The sequence below is a fragment of the Salinisphaera sp. G21_0 genome, from assembly GCF_017744115.1.
Classification (GTDB): domain Bacteria; phylum Pseudomonadota; class Gammaproteobacteria; order Pseudomonadales; family Endozoicomonadaceae; genus Endozoicomonas.
Genome location: NZ_JAGHQW010000002.1, coordinates 157,520 through 179,941 on the forward strand (window position 1 = coordinate 157,520; position 22,422 = coordinate 179,941).

Genomic DNA, 22,422 nt, shown 5'->3' on the forward strand with positions numbered 1-22,422 from the left:
GCATGAAATGCTTCGTAACTGTCGTTAACCTCCTGTAACACGCACAAACTGGACGCACTCTTGACAATGGGGCAAAATGCCTGATCAATAACGATTGCGATGTATTTCAAAGGTCAACTGCATAGCCAGGTTAACCAAAGCAGGCTGACTACTGAAGCTCTCCCATTGGTCAGGGTCGCAACGGTGACCATTGGGGTCTTAAGAGGATAAACATGGCTGACATTCTTGTGCTCAATGGTCCAAACCTGAATTTGCTTGGCACTCGAGAGCCTGGTGTTTACGGTGCAACCACGCTTGAACAGATCGGCCAGAACCTTGTCCAGCAGGCTACTGATGCAGGCCTTAAGCTGGAAAGCTTTCAAAGCAATGCGGAACATCTACTGATAGACCGTATTCATCAGGCCGGTAAGGATGGCGTACGCTTTATCATCATCAACCCGGCCGCTTTCACTCACACCAGTGTGGCACTGCGGGATGCGCTGCTTGGGGTTGCTATTCCATTTATTGAAGTACACCTTTCGAACATCCATTGCAGGGAGCCTTTCCGTCATCACTCCTATTTCAGTGACGTTGCTGAAGGGGTTATTGCCGGATTGGGACCTAAAGGCTACGAAATGGCACTGTCTGCCGCAGTTGACAGGCTTGCCAGACAGCCAGAGCCATAAGAACGCGAACCATTTTTTCAGAACGCGACACCAAAACAGGACAGCGTTCTGATTTATGTTAATCGCAGTGCAGCTGCCTTAACCCTTTTAAACAGTGGCACTGTCAGGCAAAAACTGACCACCGGGGATCCTGCACTCGCCAAGTTGAGTGTTCGATTTTTCGCAAAATCAACCAGACTGGCCAGCCAGAGCTGCCAGTACAAGCATTTGAGACTGACAATGGATATCAGAAAAGTAAAAAAGCTCATTGAGCTGCTGGAAGAATCAGGTATTGATGAGCTCGAAATCCATGAGGGTGAAGAGTCCGTTCGTATCAGCCGTTACTCAAAAAATGCACCTGTAGCCGCCGCCCCCATTGCCTATCCGGCTGCTGCACCAGCCCCAGCTGCACCTGCTGCCACTGCAGCAGCTGCTCCTGCACCTGCTATTGCTAAGCCTGTGGTTTCCGGCCATCAGGTCAAGTCTCCCATGGTTGGTACTTTCTACGGTGCTCCGTCACCGGATGCGCCTGACTTCGCCAAAGTCGGCCAGCAGGTTAAGGAAGGTGATGTACTCTGCATTGTTGAAGCCATGAAGATGATGAACCAGATCAAGGCGGACAAATCCGGCACTATTGATGCCGTTCTGGTAGAGAATGGTCAGCCTGTTGAGTTCGACCAGCCCCTGTTCACTATTGTCTGATAATCGCCTGAGAATCGCGTTATGCTCGATAAAGTCGTAATAGCCAACCGGGGCGAAATTGCTCTCAGAATATTAAGGGCCTGCAAAGAGCTGGGCATCAAGACCGTTGCGGTTCACTCCAAGGCCGATGCTGACCTTATGCATCTGCATCTGGCGGATGAGTCCGTCTGTATCGGTCCAAACAACCCGGCAGACAGCTATCTCAATATTCCTGCCATCATCAGTGCCGCCGAGGTGACTCACGCCACCGCGATTCACCCGGGTTACGGCTTCCTGTCAGAAAATGCGGATTTTGCTGAACAGGTAGAACGCAGTGGCTTTACCTTTATCGGGCCTTCCGCCGACGTTATCCGCCTGATGGGGGACAAAGTCTCGGCAATTGAAGCCATGCAGAAAGCCGGTGTTCCCACGGTTCCGGGCTCTAATGGCTCACTCACTGATGACCACAGCCGCACAATGGCCATAGCCCGGGATATCAGCTATCCCGTAATCATCAAGGCTGCCGGCGGTGGCGGTGGCCGCGGTATGCGCGTGGTCTACAACGAAGAAGACCTGATCAGCTCCGTCGCCCTGACCAAATCAGAAGCCGGTGCGGCATTCAACAATGACACGGTTTACCTGGAGAAATTCCTGCAAAACCCACGTCATGTGGAGTTCCAGGTGCTGGCCGATGGCCAGGGTAACGCCATTCACCTGGGTGACCGCGACTGTTCTCTGCAACGTCGTCATCAGAAGGTTATTGAAGAAGCGCCTGCACCCGGCATTCCGGAAGAGAAGCGTCAGGAAGTGGCCAGTGCCTGTACCCGTGCCTGCATTGAGCTTGGCTACAAAGGTGCTGGAACCTTTGAATTCCTGTATGAAAACGGCGAGTTCTATTTCATTGAAATGAACACCCGGGTTCAGGTTGAGCACCCGGTGACCGAACTGATCAGCGGCATCGATATTGTCAAAGAGCAGCTGAGAATTGCCAGCGGCCTGCCTCTGAGCGTTGGTCAGGAAGATATCGAACTCAAAGGCCACGCCTTCGAATGCCGTATCAACGCCGAAGACCCGAAAACCTTTATGCCATCACCAGGCAAGGTTTTGCAGTTCCATGCACCTGGCGGTAATGGTGTTCGCGTGGATAGCCATCTGTACAACGGTTACAGCGTTCCTCCTTACTATGACTCCCTGATCGCCAAGATCATCAGTTATGGTCCGGATCGTGAAACGGCCCTTATCCGCATGAAGAACGCACTGGATGAAACCGTTATTGAGGGGATTAAAACCAATATTCCTCTTCATCAGGCGTTGGTGACTGATCCTCACTTCAAGGAAGGGGGTGTCAGCATTCATTATCTGGAAAAGAAACTGGCTGAGTGATTTCCAGTTTTTTTACTCTTTGGCAAGGCCGTCTCCCACAAGAGATGGCCTTTCTTTTTATTGGGCGATCAGCCAGCAAATGTTTATGAAATACCGGTGCTCAGCTACAATAAGTCGCCTATGTTCCATGAATTTCTTTCCTGAAGAACAGATCGAAATTCTTATTGCTTTTCATTCTGGGTAACACAATGTCTTGGATTCAAGTCAGACTGGACACAACTTCTGACCATGCTGAAATTCTGGAAGACCTGCTTCTGGAAGCCGGTGCCTGTGCGGTCACCCTGCAGGATGCAAAAGATCAACCGGTCTATGAACCGGAGCTGGGTACCACACCGCTGTGGAACAACACCGTTGTTGTTGGCTTGTTTGATGCCCAGACCCGCACCGATAATCTCATACCTTTTCTCAAAGAACGTGCCGGACTGAACCCTTTCCCTGGTCACAAGGTCGAACTAGTGGAAGATAAAGACTGGGAAAGAGAGTGGATGACCCACTTCCACCCCATGCAGTTTGGTGACCGCCTGTGGGTTTGCCCCAGCTGGAAAGACGTTCCCGATCCTGAGGCTGTTAACCTGATGCTGGACCCGGGCCTGGCCTTCGGCACCGGGACGCACCCCACCACGGCACTCTGCCTGCGTTGGCTGGATCAGCAGAATAACCTGACTGGTAAAACAGTTATCGACTATGGTTGTGGTTCTGGCATCCTTGCTATTGCAGCACTGCTTCTGGGTGCACAATCAGCTGTCGGTGTTGACCTGGATCCGCAGGCACTGGAAGCCACTATCGAGAACGCTAAACGGAATAACATTCCGGTGGGTAAGCTGGAAGTTTTTCTGCCCGATGACGAACCCACGGATCAGGCTGATATAGTACTGGCCAACATTCTTGCTGGCCCTTTGACTCAACTGGCTCCCAAACTGGCCAGTCTGACCAGGGAAGGCGGTTCCATTGCTCTGTCCGGTATTCTGGCTGAGCAGGCGGATGAAATAATTCAAACCTATGAACAGTGGTTTGCCATGGATACAGCAGTCACCTTTGATGGCTGGGCCATGCTCTCTGGTAAGCGACGTTCATAAGCTGGCATTAATGTGATGCAGGTATGACAGAACTTGTTACTCCCCGGGTTTCAATAGAAACTAAAGTACCCGTATTATCAATTAGACTGGATTCAGTACTGGGGCTCTGGTCTAATAAAAAATGCTGCTTTAAAATCAGGTAAACAGTAAACATGACGCCGTCAAGTGTCACTTGCCCCCACTGCCAGACCATATTCCGCATTACCCATGCCCAGCTTAAGGCTGCCAGGGGTTCGGTGCGTTGCGGTTCATGCCTTCAGGTTTTTAATGCCATAGACCAGCTACCGCGCCTGAAAGAACAAGAAAAGGAGGCATTCAACACTTCCATTGAAAACGTTGAAACATCATCCTCTGACCATCGGGAAGAGCCCCAGACACCCACTCAAACCCAAAAAAAACTGCGGGAAACACTGGTCGTCCAACAGCAAAAACCGGTCAAAAAACCAGATTCAACACAACCGGAAACATCCAGAAGCAAAGACCTTGACCCTTCCATAAAAGCAAAGGTTGCCACTGCGCCCATCCAGTATGATGGCTACCATCAGCAAAGCATCGAAACCCTGATTCACGAACTGGACCAGCGGGAAACCGAAGAAACCATTAACGAACAACAGCTCCGCAGAAAAAGAACCTACTGGGGTGTTGCGGCCTGCTGCCTGCTGGTGTTGCTGACACTGCAATTTGCCTGGTTCAACCGCAATACACTGTCACTGAGCCCTGCCCTGCGACCAGCTTATACCATGACCTGCAATCTGCTTTCCTGCAAACTTCCCCCCATGGTTAACCTCAATGCCATTAAAAGCGTTGATCTTGTGGTACGCAGCCACCCTGAACAAGACAACGCCCTGCAGGTAGATGCTGTCATCATTAATGAAGCCAGGCACCCACAGCCGTTTCCAGACTTAAAGCTGACCTTTACCGATATCAACGGCCGACTGGTGGCTAACCGTACCTTTACCCCATCGGAATACCTCGGTGGCGAGCTGGCCGGCTCAGACGAAATGCCTAAAGCACAACCTATCCGCCTGGGGCTGGAAATTGTCGACCCGGGAGAGCAGGCTGTGAACTACCAGCTGACCTTCAGTGAAAACTGAGTAACGCACTGCATGCCAGAACACAACACCAGTATGAAGAGCGTTTCATAGGGCATCACCAAAAAGGCACTGCGTTAACTTATTCGGATTACCCGTTGTCAGCAATGAATACAAATCACTGCTAACCCATTGGTTCAATGGCTATCAGCCCCAGTGTCAATACCGCGAATCATATGGTTATGGATATCAATCATGCAGCCTTATAAATCAGTAAGTCGCTGACATCCTCAGCTTCTGGACAGCAGCCAACGAACCATCAATGTCAGCAAGCACGCAGGAACCAGCAACAATACCCCTGTCAAAAACAGTGCAACAGGTACAGGAACATGAAAATACGTAAACGCAAAGGCAATGCTGCACACCGCATCCACAATACTTAAACTGAACGGCGTATTATCCGGCCCGGAAAAGGCATTTATCAACAGAATTTCCACGACCAGAATCACCATAATCAGGGGGATATCCCACCCTGCGACCCACTTTTTCAAGAACCGCACCCTCAGATTACCCGTCAGAAGTAACAGAATCTCGTCAATCCACGGGCGTACCTGCCAACAACCGGGATAACCCGCCGCAAAACTGTCGATAAATGCTAACAGCTCACATTAAACAGACTCAATCTATCGTCAACAGCTACAAATATAAGGAGAAGGATTTAGTAGTGCAGTACCTTCATGGAGGAAGTAATGTTGTTTTCCACCCGTTCTTTATGCCTTAACATTTGTGCCATTCTGGCACTGGTAATCATACCCGGTACACTGGTAACCGCTGCCCCCAAAAAAAATCAACATCAGTGTCAAACCGGTGACCGTTACCTCTTTGGTCTGCAAGAAAGGGTTGATCAGATCGATGAATTTCCCTCTCAGATCAATGCACTGATTGACTCCGGCTCGACCCTGTCCTCCATGGATGCCAGAGACATCAAAATCAGAAAAAACACCAATGGCACCCTGTGGGTTCACTTTACAGTCCCTACCACCAGAGACAAACGTAAACTGGTAAAAATGGCCAAGCCACTTAAACGCTTCGCCCGGGTACAGACCCATCATGGCATCCCACAGAAGCGCCCGGTAATTGAAGCAAAGATACGTCTTGGCCCAATAGAAACCCGAACCGACTTCAGCCTGACTTCCCGTTCAAGATTCAGAAACCCGATTCTGCTCGGTACCAACACCCTGAAGAACCTGGCAATCATCGATATATCGAGGGAATTTCTTCTGAAAAACAATTGCCTGCAGGTCAGCCGTTCTCCTTGATGCCAGCCAACAGGTGAATTTCGGAAGGCGGATTTCTGCCAAGAACACCCAGCGCCATCAGTGCAAAAATTACCTTATGCCCTTTGTGCGTCAAAACAATCCTTCCACGACTAAAAAACGACCAGTTTCATGCGACCTGACAACAAATTGTACAATTTCATTGCTTATGCCTACATTGAACCCGTTTCTTGCTGACCTATATCAAAAAATGCACAACCCATTGGCTCTATTATTGATCTGCGCCAGAAGGCCTTAGGTGAAGCGAGTAATGGTTTTTGCATTAGCAAATCCATCACTTTTAGCTGAACAAATATTGATCAATTTCACTTTATCGTGAAATATGTAGAGAGTATGATGACCCGTTGGTTTCATCATCATCCATCAGATCGAGGCTTTCTTTTTTGTCAGGTCAACTCTTGTCAGAACACACAGCGCCAGCACCGTTGAAGATTGGTCCTTACTCCATCGTTAACCCGGTGGTACTGGCACCCATGGCGGGCGTTACCGACAGTCCGTTTCGCAAACTCTGCCTGAAAATGGGTGCAGGCATGGCGGTGTCGGAGATGGTGACCAGCAACCCGAAGCTCTGGAATACCCGTAAGTCCAGGCTGCGCATGGATCACAGCTGTGAGTCCGAACCACGCTCCGTACAGATTGCCGGGGGCGATCCGGAACAGATGGCCGAGGCGGCCAGGCTGAACCAGGCGTTTGGAGCCCAGATCATAGACATCAACATGGGCTGCCCTGCCAAGAAAGTGTGCAACAAGGCGGCCGGTTCTGCCCTGCTGCGGGACATGGATCTGGTGGAGTCCATCCTGAAAGCGGTAACGGCGGCGGTGGATATTCCGGTGACCCTGAAGATTCGTACCGGCTGGGACCCGGACAACCGCAACGGTGTTGCGGTCGCCAAACTGGCTGAACAGTGTGGCATTGCCGCCCTGGCGGTTCATGGCCGCACCCGGGCCTGCATGTATAACGGTGAAGCGGAGTACGAAACCATCGCCCGCATTGTTGAGGCGGTGACTATCCCGGTGATTGCCAATGGTGACATCACCTCGCCGGAGAAAGCACGGCATGTGCTGGACGTTACCGGTGCCAGCGCATTAATGATTGGCCGTGCCGCCCAGGGCCGTCCCTGGATATTCCGGGAGATCAACCACTACCTGCAACACGGGGAACGGTTGGCAGCCCCGGATCAGAATGAGGTTCAGGCAATCCTTTTGGGGCACCTGGAAGCCCTCCATCAGTTTTACGGCGCTTTTTACCAGGAGCTCCAGGCTGTGCGGATTGCCAGAAAACATGTGGGCTGGTACATGCAGGACCAGCCATCCGGTCTGGAGTTTCGCCGACATTTTAATAAGCTGGAATCTTCGGAAGAACAGCACACCTGCATACGAGAGTATTTTCAGCGTTTTTCAGAGTCGACTTTTGTAATGAAGTCAAAAGGTAACGGAGAGGACATAGCGGCATGACGGCAACACAAGTAATCGTAGAAGAAGGTCGTCCAGTAAATGGCCATGGGGGAAGCCTTGCCACAGCGTCGAGAATCCCGGAGTCCCAGACTCTGCGCGACAGTGTGGAAAAATCCATGAATAACTACTTTGCCCACCTGGACGGGCAGGACGTCACCGATGTCTATCAGATGGTGCTGTCTGAAGTAGAAGCGCCTCTGCTGGAAACGGTCATGGCTTACGTTAAGGGCAACCAGACCCGCGCGGCCACATTACTGGGCCTTAACCGGGGAACCCTGCGTAAGAAGCTGAAGCAGTACGGCCTGCTTTAATTGATTCATTACTCTTTTCAATGTAATCAGTAGTTTCTGGACAACGGACACTACTGATTTCCCCTTTATTCCCTCCCCCCCTGCCAATAGCCACCATTTCCAGCTAAAATCTGCCAGAATTTTTATTCCAACAAACGGTGAGTGAGAAACGATGGCAGTCACGACACGCCCGATTCGCCGGGCTCTGATTAGCGTTTCCGACAAAACAGGAATTGTTGAGTTCGCCCGGACACTGCAACAGCATTCGGTTGAAATTCTGTCCACAGGCGGAACTTATGCACTGCTGGTTGAGAACGATATTCCTGCCATTGAGATCTCCGACTATACCGGCTTCCCGGAAATGATGGACGGCCGGGTGAAAACCCTCCACCCCAAGGTTCATGGTGGTATTCTGGGCCGCAGCGGTCAGGACGAATCCGTCATGGACCAGCATGGCATCCAACCTATCGACCTGGTTGTGGTCAACCTCTACCCCTTCGAACAAACCATTGCCCGCCCTGACTGCGATCTGGCCACCGCCATTGAGAACATCGATATTGGCGGCCCGACCATGGTTCGGGCCGCTGCCAAGAACTACCGCGATACCACCATTGTGGTGAACGCCAGCAATTACCAGTGCGTACTCGACAGCCTGGCTGACAATAATGGCTTGATTGACCTGGCCACCCGCTTTGATCTGGCCGTGAAGGCATTTGAGCATACAGCCGGCTACGATGGTGCCATTGCCAACTACCTGGGCACAGTCATTAACAGCGATGACGATGAGCCGGAAGCTTTCCCCCGCACCTTCAACAGCCAGTTTATTAAAGTGGAAGATCTGCGCTACGGTGAAAACCCGCACCAGAAAGCCGCCTTCTACACAGAAAAGAACCCACCTGAAGGCACGGTTTCCAGCGCCAGACAACTGCAGGGCAAAGCCCTTTCCTACAACAATATTGCCGATACCGATGCGGCCCTGGAATGCGTTAAAGCGTTTGATCTGCCAGCCTGCGTTATCGTCAAACACGCCAACCCCTGCGGTGTGGCAACCGGCACAGATATTCTTGAAGCCTACAACCGCGCTTACGAAACTGACCCAACCTCTGCCTTCGGCGGCATTATTGCCTTTAACCGCAAGCTGGATATGGCCACAGCCCGTACCATTATTGAGCGCCAGTTTGTGGAAGTCATTATCGCTCCGGAAGTGGACGTTGAAGCGGCCGCCATTCTTCAGAATAAGCAGAACATTCGAGTATTAAACGCTGGCCAACTGTCAGCCGAGCCAACTCCGTTCCCGGATTTCAAGCGTGTCAATGGCGGCCTGCTGGTTCAGGATTCCGATATCCGTATTGTTGATCCTGCTGATCTGAAAGTGGTGACGGATCGCGCCCCGACCGAACAGGAAATGGCCGACCTTCAGTTCGCCTGGAAGGTGGCGAAATTTGTGAAATCCAATGCCATTGTCTATGCCAGACACTCACAGACAATCGGTATCGGCGCAGGCCAGATGAGCCGTGTCTACAGTGCCCGTATTGCCGGCATCAAGGCAGCGGATGAAGGGCTGGAAGTTCGTGGTTCCGTGATGGCATCCGATGCCTTCTTCCCATTCCGGGACGGTATTGACGCCGCAGCCAGCGCAGGTATAACTGCGGTCATCCAGCCCGGTGGCTCCATGCGAGACCAGGAAGTGATTGACGCCGCCAACCAGGCAGGCATAGCCATGGTGTTTACCGGCGTTCGGCATTTCCGCCATTGATGGTTCAAAACAAAAAGGCTGAAGAACAGGTTCAGCCTCCACGAAAAAATTTTCCCAAGCAGAAATCACAAAAAGAAAACCTTTGTACACTCCGTGGTCTCTGTGGTTCAAAAAAAGGACATCCTTTATGAAAGTACTGATCATCGGAAATGGCGGGCGGGAGCATGCCCTGGCATGGAAAGCGGCTCAAGACGACGATGTTACACAGGTGTTTGTCGCTCCCGGTAATGCTGGCACCGCCTCTGAAAACAAAGTATCCAACGTTGCTATCGATGTGCTGGATATCACCAGAATGGTTGAATTTGCCCAATCAGAAAGCATTGACCTGACCATTGTCGGCCCGGAAGCACCTCTGGTGGCCGGCGTTGTTGACCGGTTTGAACAAGCAGGTCTGGCGATATTTGGTCCACTACAGGCGGCGGCCCAGCTGGAAGGTTCAAAGGCATTCACCAAAGATTTTCTTGCCCGCCATAATATCCCCACCGCCGCCTACCAGAACTTCACAGAAATTGAACCCGCCAAAGCCTACATCAAACAACAGGGTACACCTATTGTGGTGAAAGCTGATGGACTTGCTGCCGGTAAAGGCGTGATTCTCGCCCAGACTGAGCAGGAAGCTTTTGCTGCCATTGACGACATGCTGGCTGGCAATGCTTTTGGTGAAGCCGGCCACCGTGTGGTGATTGAAGAGTTTCTGACCGGCGAAGAAGCCAGTTTTATCGTCATGGTGGATGGCAAAAACATTCTCCCCCTGGCCACCAGTCAGGATCACAAGGCCCGTGACAATGGCGATAAAGGCCCGAATACCGGTGGTATGGGTGCGTATTCTCCTGCGCCTGTGGTGACGCAGGCGATTCATGATCGCGCCATGAAAGAAGTCATCATCCCAACGGTACAGGGCATGGCCAGCGAAGGCATGCCATACCGGGGCTTCCTCTACGCCGGATTGATGATTGATACTGATGGCACCCCCAAAGTACTGGAATACAACTGTCGTTTTGGTGATCCGGAAACCCAGCCCATCCTGATGCGCCTGAAGTCCAGCCTGGTAGAACTGTGCCTGGCCGGTACCCGTGGTGAGCTGGATCAGGCTGACATTGAGTGGGACAGCCGCACTGCCCTTGGTGTGGTCATGGCAGCCGGTGGTTACCCGGAAGCCTACCACAAGGGTGATGAAATCACGGGCATCGACAACATCAGCAATGCCAAAGTCTTCCAGGCGGGAACCCGTGTTGAAGAGGGCAAAACCCTGACCAATGGCGGCCGGGTACTCTGTGTGACCGCCCTGGGCAAGACCGTGAAGGAAGCTCAACAGCAGGCCTATAACGCGGTCACAACCATTGACTGGAAAGACGTCTACTATCGTACAGACATCGGCCATAGAGCCATTGCCCGGGAAGAGGCATAGTTACAGAGGCCAGGCAAAAGACTGTTAACCACAGAGAACACAAAGCCCACAAAGATAAACTTCTTATCTTTTTTCTTCGTGAGCTTTGTTCCCTCTGCAGTTTAAAAAAAGCCTTTCACTTCGTCATACTTTGAGAAAATCCCCTGAATTTCCTGTTATTGCGTAAATCGTTGACTGATTCACTGTCCAACCCATCAGTTTTCAGTATAATTCTGCAATAAATATGAAAAACGGAATTTTCAACAGTGTTTTATCAAGCCTTTACACGGCAAAAATGGACATTCGCACTGTTATTTATTTTATCGTTTACTTTCTCCGCCCTGAATGCATCTGCGAATGTCGACATTAATCAATCGTCCTACTTACTCCAACCCGGAGCGAGTACAGAGTTCTATATTGACGACACTAGCCAACTATCTATCAATGCGCTGGTTGAGGGAGCGTTCAAATACCGCTTTGCCCCATGGCAGCCCAACTTACTCAACGCTGAAGAACAGCAACAAAACCTCTGGTTACGCTTTCCTGTTACCAACCATACGTCAGAAATAGTCCATCCCGTCCTGTCTGTGGATTATCAGCAGCAGGAACTGCCGACCCTTTATCTCAAATACATCCGCGCTGCCACTGGCAAGACGGTCGTTAAACCACTGCCACTGGATCAGGTCAACACCACGACCTTTACACTGCTACCAGCTCAGTCCGCAATGATATACCTTAAAACACCGTTTCATCCGGAGCTGAGCAATAGTCTGAAACTGGGTAGCTTTGATCAGTTGATCAAACAGCAGCGATATAAGCTCTGGCAAACCGGATTAATCAGCGGTCTTTTGATATCAATGATTCTTGCCAATGCCTGGCTTTTCCTGTCGATGAAACAGCCATCGAAAGCTTCAAACAGCCTGTCACTTTCTGGTCACCGTCGTATTTTTCATCTACTGCTGGCTTCAGGTGCTATCTTTACACTCGTCTTTATGGCTTCCTGGCAGGGCTATCTGAGTACCTGGTTTTACATACCCATCACCGCAGAAGCCTGGCTCTACAAATTATCACTGCTGTTAATCAGCCTGACCTTCTGTCAGCTGGCCATAAACCTCTTTGGCTATCATAGGCCGCGGCTTATCCGTTTCTTTAATATTTTCTCGTTTATTTACCTGGTATCAGCCCTGTGGTTGCCACTAAGCGACAGTAGTATGTTAAATACTCATCTGCTGGTACTGACACTGATCGGTAATGCCTGCTTCTGCCTGTCTTTCTGGCTGGTAAAACCCCATCGCCTCTATATCTCACCCTGGTTGCTGGCTCCCCTCGTCATCAGTCAATTTATTTTCGCCCTGAACCAAACCGGTGCATTGGGGATATCTTCCAGAAACACGACCTGGCTACTGATTCAAACATTAGCTTTGACCCTCGGCTTCCTGTCACTGTCCGGGAGAGTCGACAGAAAAGTGCTCAGCAGGGAAAAATTGACTGATAGCAACCAGCACCAGAATGAGCTGGACGAAGAGACCATGAAGTCGCTGGGCCATGAAATGCGCACGCCACTGAATGGTGTGATGGGCATGTCAGAGCTGTTACTGAGCACACCACTGACCCCGAAGCAGGAAGACTACGTGCAAACACTTCGCTACGCGGGTTATGAACTGGGCAACCTGGTCAATCTACTGGCCTCAAGCATTAAGGCTCAAAACCAGGAAATAACGTCGGACACACGACTGGTTGATATACACAACACAGTGGATGAGCTGATTCATCATTTCCAGTATCGCGCGGAACAGCAGAATATTGAAATCATCTGCTTCGTTGATGAAAGCATGCCCGCCGAATGTCATATCGATGGCTATCGGGTGTCATTGATTCTGGAAGCATTTCTGTTCTATGGGCTGAGTCAGGCTGAAACGGGAGAGATTGCGCTTTCTATTCAGAGAGATGCTGCTGGTAAGCTGCTGTTTGAGTTCAGTTTCAAAAACCCTGCCGGTAGCAGCCTTGCAGAAAAACATTTATCCGGTGAGCACTCTTTATCCGAGATAAAAACAGAGACAGCCATAGGGCTGAATCTATACCTTGCGACTCGCCTTATACGACAGCTTGGAGGAAAGGTCAGTAAACGGACCAATATCATCTCATTTACCTTGCCCTGCTCCTGTGGAGAAGAAAATAAGCAACCCGGTCAAGATGAAATACCTCAGCAAAACCAGTATGAAAATATGCGGGTACTGATTGCTGATGATAACGCAACCTGTCGTAAGGTGCTCCGCCAGCAATGCCAACTATTGGGTATTACGGTGATTGAAGCAGAAGATGGCCTGAAAGCCCTTGCCATGATTCGTAACGAAGCTTACCTGAACCGGGCATTTGATATCATTATTCTTGACCACCAGATGCCCGGGCTGAAAGGACTGCAGGTTGCAGAAAGAATCAATGACGACCCGGTTGTTGACCCCTTGCCAGCCATTATTATGCTCACCGGGGTCAGTAACCCTCCCAGTAAGTACCAGTCCAGCAAACTGGGTATCAGCTCAATTCTCACCAAGCCGGTTACCCGGTTTACCGTACAAAGAGCCTTGATAAAGGCCCTTAACAGCAGGCAACAGCGTTATACGGAAGCATGATATTGGGCAGACAGTTCATGTACGGCATTGACAAAGGCACCCGCCTTTTCCGGTTCAACATATTGGTGAATGCCATGCCCCAGATTGAACACATGGCCATTGCCTGTGCCAAATTTTTCCAGAACGGTTGCCACTTCCCGGCGAATACGTTCAGGTGATGCATAAAGCGTTGATGGGTCCATATTGCCCTGTAAAGCCACCCGGTTACCTACCCTCTGTCGTGCTTCACCCATATCGGTTGTCCAGTCCAGACCCAGGGCATCGGCACCGGTATCGGCCATCGCTTCAAGCCACTGCCCACCATTTTTGGTAAAGAGAATAACCGGCACTTTTCTGCCTTCATTTTCCCGCTTCAGGCCTTTAACAATCCTGCCCATATAGTGCAGTGAGAAGTCACGATAGTTCTGTGGACTGAGCACCCCACCCCAGGTATCAAAAATCTGCACCGCCTGGGCACCCGCTTCTATCTGGGCATTCAGGTAGCTGGTCACTGACTCGGCAAGCACGCTCAACACTTGCTTCAGCAGTTCCGGCTGATCAAACATCATCGCTTTTATACGACGAAAGTCTTTGCTGCTGCCACCTTCAATCATATAGGTTGCCAGTGTCCAGGGGCTGCCGGAAAAACCAATCAGGGGCACCCGGCCATTGAGTTCACGCCGAATGGTTCTCACAGCCTCCATCACATAACCCAGGTCTTTTTCCGGATCTGGCACGGTCAACGCTGCCACATCAGCGGCAGTACGAACCGGCTTTTTGAACTTCGGCCCTTCACCGGCTTCAAAATAAAGCCCAAGGCCCATGGCATCGGGAATCGTGAGAATATCGGAAAAGAGAATCGCCGCATCCAGCGGGAATCGCTCCAATGGCTGCAAAGTTACTTCACAGGCCAACTCTGCGTTCTGGCACAGGGCCATAAAGTCACCGGCACGGGCCCTGGTTTCCCGGTATTCCGGTAAATAACGACCGGCCTGGCGCATCATCCAGACGGGAGTTACATCAACTGGCTCCCTGAGCAAAGCTCGAAGAAAGCGGTCATTTTTCAATGGAGTCATAAAAGTCCCGATACCAGCGTTGCCTGAACCATCAGTATTCCAGGCTGTAGAAAAAACAGGGGCGCTTCCGGATTGGAAAAACGCCCCTATGTTATCGTAAAAAAAAGTGAATAATCAGACATCCAGATAATCAAGAATACCATCTGCTGCCTGACGACCTTCCCAGATGGCGGTGACCACCAGATCTGAGCCACGAACCATATCACCACCGGCAAACACCTGAGGGTTACTGGTCTGGAATTTGTACCTGGCTTTTTCCGGGGCTACCACCCGGCCACCTTCATCAATCTGAATATCATGCTGTTCAAACCAGTCAGCCGGGCTCGGGCGAAAACCGAAGGCCACCAGAACCACATCCGCTTCCAGTATCTGGTCACTGCCTTCTACCACCTGTGGGCGGCGGCGACCGTTGTCATCCGGTTCGCCCAGTTCAGTAGTTACCAGACGGATGCCCTCTACCTTGCCATCACCAACAATTTCTACCGGCTGGCGGTTAAACAGGAAGTTCACACCTTCCTGTTTGGCATTGGCCACTTCCCGGCGGGAGCCCGGCATATTCTCTTCATCACGACGATAGGCACAGGTAACCGACCTGGCACCCTGACGAATCGCCGTGCGGTTACAGTCCATGGCGGTATCACCACCACCAAGCACCACCACCCGCTTGCCCTTCATATCAATAAAGTTTGCCGTATCCTGTTCAAAGCCGAGGTTACGGTTCACATTGGAGATCAGGTAAGGCAGCGCATCATAGACACCCTCAAGATCCTCACCCGGAAAGCCGCCTTTCATATAGGTGTAGGTTCCCATACCCATGAATACCGCATCATACTCCTCAAGCAACTTGTCCATGGTGATGTCTTTACCGATTTCCGTGTTCAGCTGAAACTCAATCCCCATTTCAGTAAACACTTCACGACGACGGCTCATAACGTGTTTTTCCAGCTTGAACTCTGGAATACCAAAGGTCAGCAAGCCACCGATTTCCGGGTTTTTATCAAACACAACCGGCGTCACACCATTGCGTACCAGCACATCGGCACATCCCAGACCAGCAGGTCCGGCACCGATGATGGCCACTTTTTTATCGGTCCAGGACACCTTGGACATATCCGGACGCCAGCCGAGCGCCAGCGCTGTATCAGTAATGTATTTCTCGGTTGACCCGATGGTTACCGCACCAAATCCGTCATTCAGCGTACAGGCACCTTCACAGAGGCGATCCTGTGGACAAACCCGGCCGCACACTTCCGGCAGTGTGTTGGTCTGGTGTGACAGGTCTGCCGCTTCAAAAAGACGACCTTCAGAGACCAGTTTCAACCAATCCGGAATGTAGTTGTGTACCGGACACTTCCATTCACAGTATGGGTTACCACAGGACAGGCAACGATGCGCCTGATTTTTTACCTGCCGTTCATCAAACGGTTGGTAGATTTCCACAAATTCTGTTTTGCGCTGACGAAGGCTTTTCTTATCCGGATCATGACGACCTACATCAACAAACTGAAAGTTGTTATTCAGCCTTCTCTCTTTTTGGCTCAGGCTGTTGCCATTTTTTAATGGTATCTGTGACATTTCGCTGACCTCACAAAGCTGTTCGTAGGTTCAATACCTGATCTTTTGCCATCCCTGAGGACACCCTGATTACTCAGGGCTACCATGGGTACTGGCCAGCAAGGTATCGAGACTGGCAGCTTTTGGCTTCACCAGCCAGAAACGACCACTGTAGTCATAAAAGTCATCAATCAGCTCCTGTCCCCAGGCACTGCCGGTCTCGGCAACATAGTCTTCCAGGACACTCAGCAGGTGTGATTGATAAGGTTCCATGGCTTCATTATCAATGCGATGTATATCCACTAATTCATGGTTATAACGATCAACAAAACTTCTTTCCAGATCCAGCACGTAGGCAAAACCACCGGTCATGCCCGCACCGAAGTTATGGCCCGCCCGGCCCAGTACAGTCACCAGACCACCGGTCATGTATTCACAACAGTGGTCGCCTGCACCTTCCACCACAACATTGGCACCAGAGTTACGAACACCGAGGCGTTCACCGGCACGACCCGCTGCGTATAGTGTTCCACCGGTGGCACCATAGAGACAGGTGTTACCAATGATAGAGGTTTCATAGGTGACGAAACTGCTGCCAACCGGCGGGTAGATCACCAGCTTGCCGCCGGTCATGCCCTTACCCACATAGTCGTTGGCATCCCCTTCCAGGCGCATCTCCAGACCACCAGCGTTCCAGACACCAAAGCTCTGACCCGCGGAACCGGTCAGGTTCAGCTTCAGGGGATTATCCGCCATGCCCTGGTTACCGTAACGTTTGGCAATCTCACCGGATAGACGGGCACCGATGGAACGATCACAGTTGCCCACCGTAAAACTGAACTCACCACCTTCTCCGTTTTCGATGGTATCCATCGTCTGGCGAACCATCTCTTCCGCCAACTCACCTTTGTCGTAGGGTGGGTTACGATCTACCTGACAGGTCATGGGCTTGTCCGCAGGCACATCAGCACTGCCGAGAATCGGGGACAGGTCCAGGTTCTGCTGCTTTTCCGTCAGGCCCGGCAAAATCTCCAGCAACTCAGTGCGGCCGACCACCTCTTCAAGGGTTCTGGCACCCAGCAAGGCCAGCCACTCACGCACTTCTTCAGCAACAAAGGTAAAGAAGTTCATAACCATTTCAACATCACCCTTGAAGTGCTCTTCCCGGAGTGACTTATCCTGAGTCGCCACACCGGTAGCGCAGTTATTCAGATGACAGATACGCAGGTATTTACACCCCATGGCAATCATGGGTGTAGTACCAAAACCAAAACTTTCCGCACCAAGAATGGCCGCCTTGACCACATCCAGACCGGTCTTGAGACCACCATCCGTCTGCAGGCGAACCTTACCACGCAGATCATTGCCCCGAAGCGTTTGATGGGCTTCACTCAGACCCAGCTCCCATGGTGAACCGGCATAACGAATAGACGTCAGAGGACTTGCAGCAGTACCGCCATCATAACCGGAAATGGTGATCAGATCCGCATAGGCCTTGGCAACGCCTGCTGCAATAGTACCGACGCCGGGTTCAGATACCAGCTTGACGGAAACCAGCGCCTCGGGATTCACCTGTTTAAGGTCATAAATCAGCTGAGCCAGATCCTCGATGGAATAGATATCATGGTGTGGTGGTGGTGAAATCAGGGTAACTCCCGGCACAGAGTAGCGCAGACGGGCAATCAGCTCATTTACCTTGCCACCGGGCAACTGACCACCTTCGCCGGGCTTGGCCCCCTGGGCAACCTTGATCTGCAGGACTTCGGCATTCACCAGGTAGTGAGGGGTTACCCCAAAACGACCCGAGGCAATCTGCTTGATTTTGGACATACGATTGGTGCCGAAGCGGGCTTCATCTTCACCTCCTTCACCGGAGTTGGAACGACCACCAAGACGGTTCATCGCTTCCGCCAGAGCTTCATGAGCTTCCGGGGACAAAGCACCAAGACTCATGGCCGCAGAATCAAACCGGCGCACGATATCACCAACAGATTCAACCTCGTCCATCGCAAGTGCCTTATCATTGCGCTTGAGACCCAGCAGGTCACGCAGAGTAGCCACTGGGCGTTGGTTGACCAGTTCGGCGTATTTCCGGTACTCCTGATAGTCGCCGGTTTTAACGGCAACCTGTAACTGTTGCACCACATCCGGATTGAAAGCGTGGTACTCACTGTCGTGTACATACTTCAACAGGCCACCCTGCTGAATTGGCTTACGGGCTTTCCAGGCCGTTTCGGCCAGCAGGCCCAGTTCATAATGGAAGTCTTCGAAGCGGGCACCCTGAATACGGCTTTGAACACCGCAGAAGCACAGATCGACAATCTCTCTGGCAAGACCCACGGCTTCAAACAGCTGCGCTCCCCGATAAGAGGCAATGGTAGAGATTCCCATTTTAGAAAGGATCTTCATTAACCCTTTTCCAATGCCTTTACGATAAGCCTTGTACGCTTCCCGGGGATCGGTCATTACCTCACCGGAGCGAATCTGGTCATTAATGATTTCATAGGCCAGATAAGGGTATACGGCGGTGGCACCAAACCCGATCAGCACCGCAAACTGGTGGGAGTCACGGGCAGACGCGGTTTCAACAATAATATTGGACTCAGAACGCAGGCCTTTGCCAATCAACCGGTGATGCACGGCACCCGTCGCCATAGCCGCTGGCACTGGCAGCAGCCCCTGATCGATATGGCGGTCAGAAAGGCAAATTAACACCTTGCCAGATTGCACCGCTTGTTCCGCCTGGTCACAGATATTCAACACCGCCTGCTCAAGACCAATAGACGGGTCGTAAGTCAGGTTGATGGTGGCTGGCTCAAAGGACTTATGCTGATGACGAACACTCATCAGGTCCAGGAATTTCGCAGTGGACAGTACAGGTGACTTGAGAATGACCCGGGCAGCGTGCTCCGGTGTTTCTTCAAACAGGTTCAACTCACGACCCAGGCAGGTTTCCAGCGACATAACGATCGCTTCACGCAGCGGATCAATGGGTGGGTTGGTTACCTGGGCAAACTGCTGGCGGAAGTAATCATAGACCGTCCGGGTTCTGCCAGAGAGCACGGCCATTGGCGTATCGTCGCCCATAGAACCAACCGCTTCCTGGCCAGACTCCACCAGTGGACGGATCACCTGATCACGTTCCTCAAAGGTGACCATAAACATCTTCTGATAGACGTTTAGCTGTTCAGGAGACAGGTGGTCAACCTTGTAATCATCTTCACTGAAGTGAGAACGGATACGATAGGCGTTCTGCTTCAGCCACTTTTTGTAGGGCTGACGGACTTTCAGTTTGTCATCAATATCATGGGCCTGGTGCAGTTCGCCTGTTTCGGTATCAATCGCCAGAACTTCTCCCGGCCCAACCCGGCCTTTGGCAACCACATCTTCAGGCTTATAGCCATGAACGCCAACCTCTGAAGCCACAGTCAAATAACCGTTTCTGGTAATAACCCAGCGTGACGGGCGCAGGCCGTTACGGTCCAGGGCACAGACGGCGTTGCGGCCATCGGTAATAACCAGGCCGGCAGGGCCGTCCCAGGGCTCCATATGCATGGAACTGTATTCATAGAATGCCCTGAGGTCCGGATCCATGGTGTCGACATTCTGCCATGCGGGCGGAACCAGCATGCGAATGGCACGGTAAAGATCCACACCACCAGCGACCAGCACCTCCATCATGTTGTCCAGGCTGGATGAATCAGAGCCGGTGCGATTCACCAGGGGAGAAATATCATCAAGCGTTGGCAGCAACGGTGACTGGAACTTCTGACGACGGGCCTCTGCCCAGTTGCGGTTACCGGTGATGGTATTGATTTCACCATTGTGAGCCAGCATGCGGAATGGCTGGGCCAGCTGCCAGCGCGGCATGGTATTGGTAGAAAACCGCTGATGAAATACACAGATGGCGGTTTCAAAGCGGGTATCGCCAAGGTCCGGATAAAACGTTGGCAGGTCCACCGGCATCATCAAACCTTTATAGGTGATGACCCTGGGCGACAGTGAGCAGATATAGTAATCCTGGTCTTCCGCCATCGCCATATTGGTGTAACGGCGAGCCATGTAGAGCCTGGCATTAAACTCTTTCTCGTCAAGCTCACCTTCGGGGGTAACAAAAATCTGTTCAATGCCCGGCAGCAGGTCTTTGGCGATGGGGCCAAGGCAGTCAACATTAACAGGAACCTGGCGCCAGCCTACCACGTTGAGCCGCTGCTTCTGCAACTCTTTCTCAAGCGTTTTTTTGCCTTTCCCCGCCCGGGCTTTATCCGTGTTGAGAAAGACCATCCCCACGGCATATTGTCCGGGCAGCTCGCAGCCAAACTTTTCTTTCGCAACCGTTCGGAAAAAAGTATCCGGTGTTTGAATCAACAGGCCACAGCCGTCGCCTGTTTTACCGTCGGCAGCAATACCGCCACGGTGAGTCATACAGGTCAGTGCTTCAATCGCCGTTTTCAGAAGGTGGTGACTTTTCTTACCTTCCATCTGGGCAATGAGCCCGAAACCACAGTTATCCCGAAACTCCCCGGGATTATACAGACCTGCTTTCATAGGCACTTTCTCTACCAACCTCATCAACCCATTATTTTTCTGGCTCGCCTCGCCTTAACCAAAAGTCATCCCGACTTTCCCGGAGCCCGCTTCCACCTTGAAGTTGACTCCTATCCGGAAGGCTTCATGTTCCACTTTCTGAATCAGGTGAATACACGTCATTTAAACATTTTTGGTGTACCACCGGCACACTACCCTGTAGAGCCATAACTATTTTGTAACCGGTTTTGTAACCCGTGTGCTTTCCGCCTCTGGTAACAGGACTTCCCGCCATAATTATGCAGCTTAAGTGCATAAAAACAAATCTGGCTTATGGCCACTTGGCAGGCAAAACGGCTCGCCATTTTACACGGCTGTCACTGCAATCACAAATGACCCGCATCAATGCAAGTAAAAACCGTAATAATAGATTGATATATCGAAACTTTTTACAGCAAATTCACACAACCAAAAATAGTTATGACTAATATAGTGAGAGCTGGAGAGTACGCTCCAGCCATTGAGAAAGTATTCAGGAACAGAACTGCACAAGGCAGTCCATTAAATGTTGATGGCTAAAACCATCCGTCACCACAGCATGACCAACAGAGTCCAGAAGCACCAGCCGCAATTGGCCATCCAGCACTTTTTTATCCACTGCCATTAGCTCGAGAAAGCGATCCGGGTTGATACCAGAAGGAGCCATCACCGGCAGGCTGGCACGTTCAAGCAAATATATAAGCCCATCGACGTCTTCTCTGGATATATGACCTTCCCGGCAGGAAAGATCAGCCGCCATCACCATACCAGCAGCCACCGCTTCACCATGCAGCCAGGAGCCATAGCCGGTATGCGTTTCTATTGCGTGACCAAAGGTGTGCCCAAGATTGAGAATGGCGCGAATACCGGATTCGGTCTCATCCACCTCGACCACTCTGGCTTTGTCCTGACAGGATTGATGGATTGCGTAGGAAAGCGCCTCCGGATCACGATCCAGCAACCGCCCAATGTTTTCCTGCAACCACTGATAAAACGGTTTATCACAAATCAAACCATATTTGATCACCTCTGCCAGTCCTGCTGATAGCTCCCGGTCAGGTAATGTGTTCAGTGTCAGCGTATCGATAATGACGGCATTGGGCTGATAGAATGCACCGATCATGTTTTTACCCAGGGCATGGTTGACCCCGGTCTTACCCCCCACTGAAGAGTCAACCTGGGAGAGCAGTGTCGTTGGTACCTGAATAAAATCCACACCCCGCTGATAGCAGGCCGCAGCAAAACCGGTCATATCCCCGATAACACCGCCACCCAACGCCAGCAACGTTGTTTTGCGGGTATGCCGTTCCTGTAACAGTTGATCGAAAATAAGGTTGAGTGTGTCGAGGTTTTTATACTGCTCACCATCCAGCAAAGTGATGACCGTCAAATCATAATTTGCCAGGGTGCGCTTAATGAGATCCAGGTAGAAAGGGGCGATCGTCTCGTTGGTGACAATGGCAACACGCCGACCTTTAATGTAAGACTGGAAATAGTCAGCGTTTGACAAAAGATCGGAGCCGATAAAAATGGGATAGCTTCTATCTCCCAGATCGACTTTAAGTTCCAGCATGGTAG

At 51.3% G+C, this 22,422-nt stretch carries 16 protein-coding genes; 11 read left to right on the top strand and 5 right to left on the bottom strand.

The features are described 5' to 3' along the window. Positions 1-212: 212 nt before the first annotated feature. From aroQ to J7439_RS01760, 5 genes are all read left to right on the top strand, one after another. Positions 213-665 carry a type II 3-dehydroquinate dehydratase gene (aroQ, locus tag J7439_RS01740; RefSeq protein WP_209199965.1) on the top strand — a complete coding sequence of 151 codons (453 nt, stop codon included), beginning with the start codon at positions 213-215 and terminating at the stop codon, positions 663-665. A 219-nt stretch (positions 666-884) separates the two neighbouring features. Then, positions 885-1,346: an acetyl-CoA carboxylase biotin carboxyl carrier protein gene (gene accB, locus J7439_RS01745; RefSeq protein ID WP_209199966.1), complete on the top strand. Its 462-nt coding sequence runs from the start codon at positions 885-887 to the stop codon at positions 1,344-1,346. 21 nt (positions 1,347-1,367) lie between these two features. After that, positions 1,368-2,708, top strand: coding sequence for an acetyl-CoA carboxylase biotin carboxylase subunit (gene accC, locus J7439_RS01750; RefSeq protein ID WP_209199967.1), 1,341 nt, complete (start codon positions 1,368-1,370; stop codon positions 2,706-2,708). 188 nt (positions 2,709-2,896) lie between these two features. After that, a complete protein-coding gene (prmA, locus tag J7439_RS01755; protein WP_209199968.1) occupies positions 2,897-3,784 on the top strand; it encodes a 50S ribosomal protein L11 methyltransferase in 888 nt (295 codons plus the stop codon). Positions 3,785-3,936: 152 nt separating this feature from the next. Beyond that, entirely contained in the window at positions 3,937-4,878 is a 942-nt protein-coding gene (locus J7439_RS01760) for a DUF3426 domain-containing protein (protein WP_209199969.1), read from the top strand. Between the two features lie 227 nt (positions 4,879-5,105). Here the strand turns inward: J7439_RS01760 and J7439_RS01765 are convergent, their stop codons facing one another. Further along, positions 5,106-5,366 (bottom strand): hypothetical protein, encoded by a 261-nt coding sequence (locus tag J7439_RS01765; protein WP_209199970.1) that lies wholly within the window; start codon positions 5,364-5,366, stop codon positions 5,106-5,108. Positions 5,367-5,564: 198 nt separating this feature from the next. Here J7439_RS01765 and J7439_RS01770 point away from each other — a divergent pair, with 198 nt between their 5' ends. From J7439_RS01770 to J7439_RS01795, 6 genes are all read left to right on the top strand, one after another. Further along, entirely contained in the window at positions 5,565-6,134 is a 570-nt protein-coding gene (locus tag J7439_RS01770; protein WP_209199971.1) for an ATP-dependent zinc protease family protein, read from the top strand. Between the two features lie 491 nt (positions 6,135-6,625). Further along, complete coding sequence (dusB, locus tag J7439_RS01775) at positions 6,626-7,606, top strand: tRNA dihydrouridine synthase DusB (RefSeq protein WP_502950401.1); 981 nt, start codon at positions 6,626-6,628, stop codon at positions 7,604-7,606. Continuing rightward, positions 7,603-7,917, top strand: coding sequence for a DNA-binding transcriptional regulator Fis (gene fis, locus J7439_RS01780; RefSeq protein WP_209199972.1), 315 nt, complete (start codon positions 7,603-7,605; stop codon positions 7,915-7,917). Before dusB ends, fis begins: the two co-directional genes overlap by 4 nt. A 151-nt stretch (positions 7,918-8,068) precedes the next feature. Further along, complete coding sequence (gene purH, locus J7439_RS01785) at positions 8,069-9,652, top strand: bifunctional phosphoribosylaminoimidazolecarboxamide formyltransferase/IMP cyclohydrolase (protein WP_209199973.1); 1,584 nt, start codon at positions 8,069-8,071, stop codon at positions 9,650-9,652. 127 nt (positions 9,653-9,779) lie between these two features. Further along, entirely contained in the window at positions 9,780-11,060 is a 1,281-nt protein-coding gene (purD, locus tag J7439_RS01790) for a phosphoribosylamine--glycine ligase (protein WP_209199974.1), read from the top strand. Positions 11,061-11,305: 245 nt separating this feature from the next. Continuing rightward, complete coding sequence (locus J7439_RS01795; protein ID WP_209199975.1) at positions 11,306-13,669, top strand: response regulator; 2,364 nt, start codon at positions 11,306-11,308, stop codon at positions 13,667-13,669. Here the strand turns inward: J7439_RS01795 and hemE are convergent. The 4 genes from hemE to aroB form a co-directional block, all read right to left on the bottom strand. Beyond that, positions 13,654-14,724, bottom strand: a complete 1,071-nt coding sequence (gene hemE, locus J7439_RS01800; RefSeq protein ID WP_209199976.1) for a uroporphyrinogen decarboxylase — start codon at positions 14,722-14,724, stop codon at positions 13,654-13,656. The two genes, J7439_RS01795 and hemE, sit on opposite strands and share 16 nt — an antisense overlap. Positions 14,725-14,838: 114 nt before the next feature. Then, positions 14,839-16,299 carry a glutamate synthase small subunit GltD family protein gene (locus J7439_RS01805; protein ID WP_209199977.1) on the bottom strand — a complete coding sequence of 487 codons (1,461 nt, stop codon included), beginning with the start codon at positions 16,297-16,299 and terminating at the stop codon, positions 14,839-14,841. A gap of 69 nt (positions 16,300-16,368) precedes the next feature. Next, positions 16,369-20,826: a glutamate synthase large subunit gene (gene gltB, locus J7439_RS01810; protein ID WP_286198129.1), complete on the bottom strand. Its 4,458-nt coding sequence runs from the start codon at positions 20,824-20,826 to the stop codon at positions 16,369-16,371. A gap of 511 nt (positions 20,827-21,337) precedes the next feature. After that, the gene (gene aroB, locus J7439_RS01815; RefSeq protein WP_209199979.1) at positions 21,338-22,417 is read right to left on the bottom strand and encodes a 3-dehydroquinate synthase; all 1,080 of its coding nucleotides are present in this window, start codon (positions 22,415-22,417) and stop codon (positions 21,338-21,340) included. Positions 22,418-22,422 lie beyond the last annotated feature (5 nt).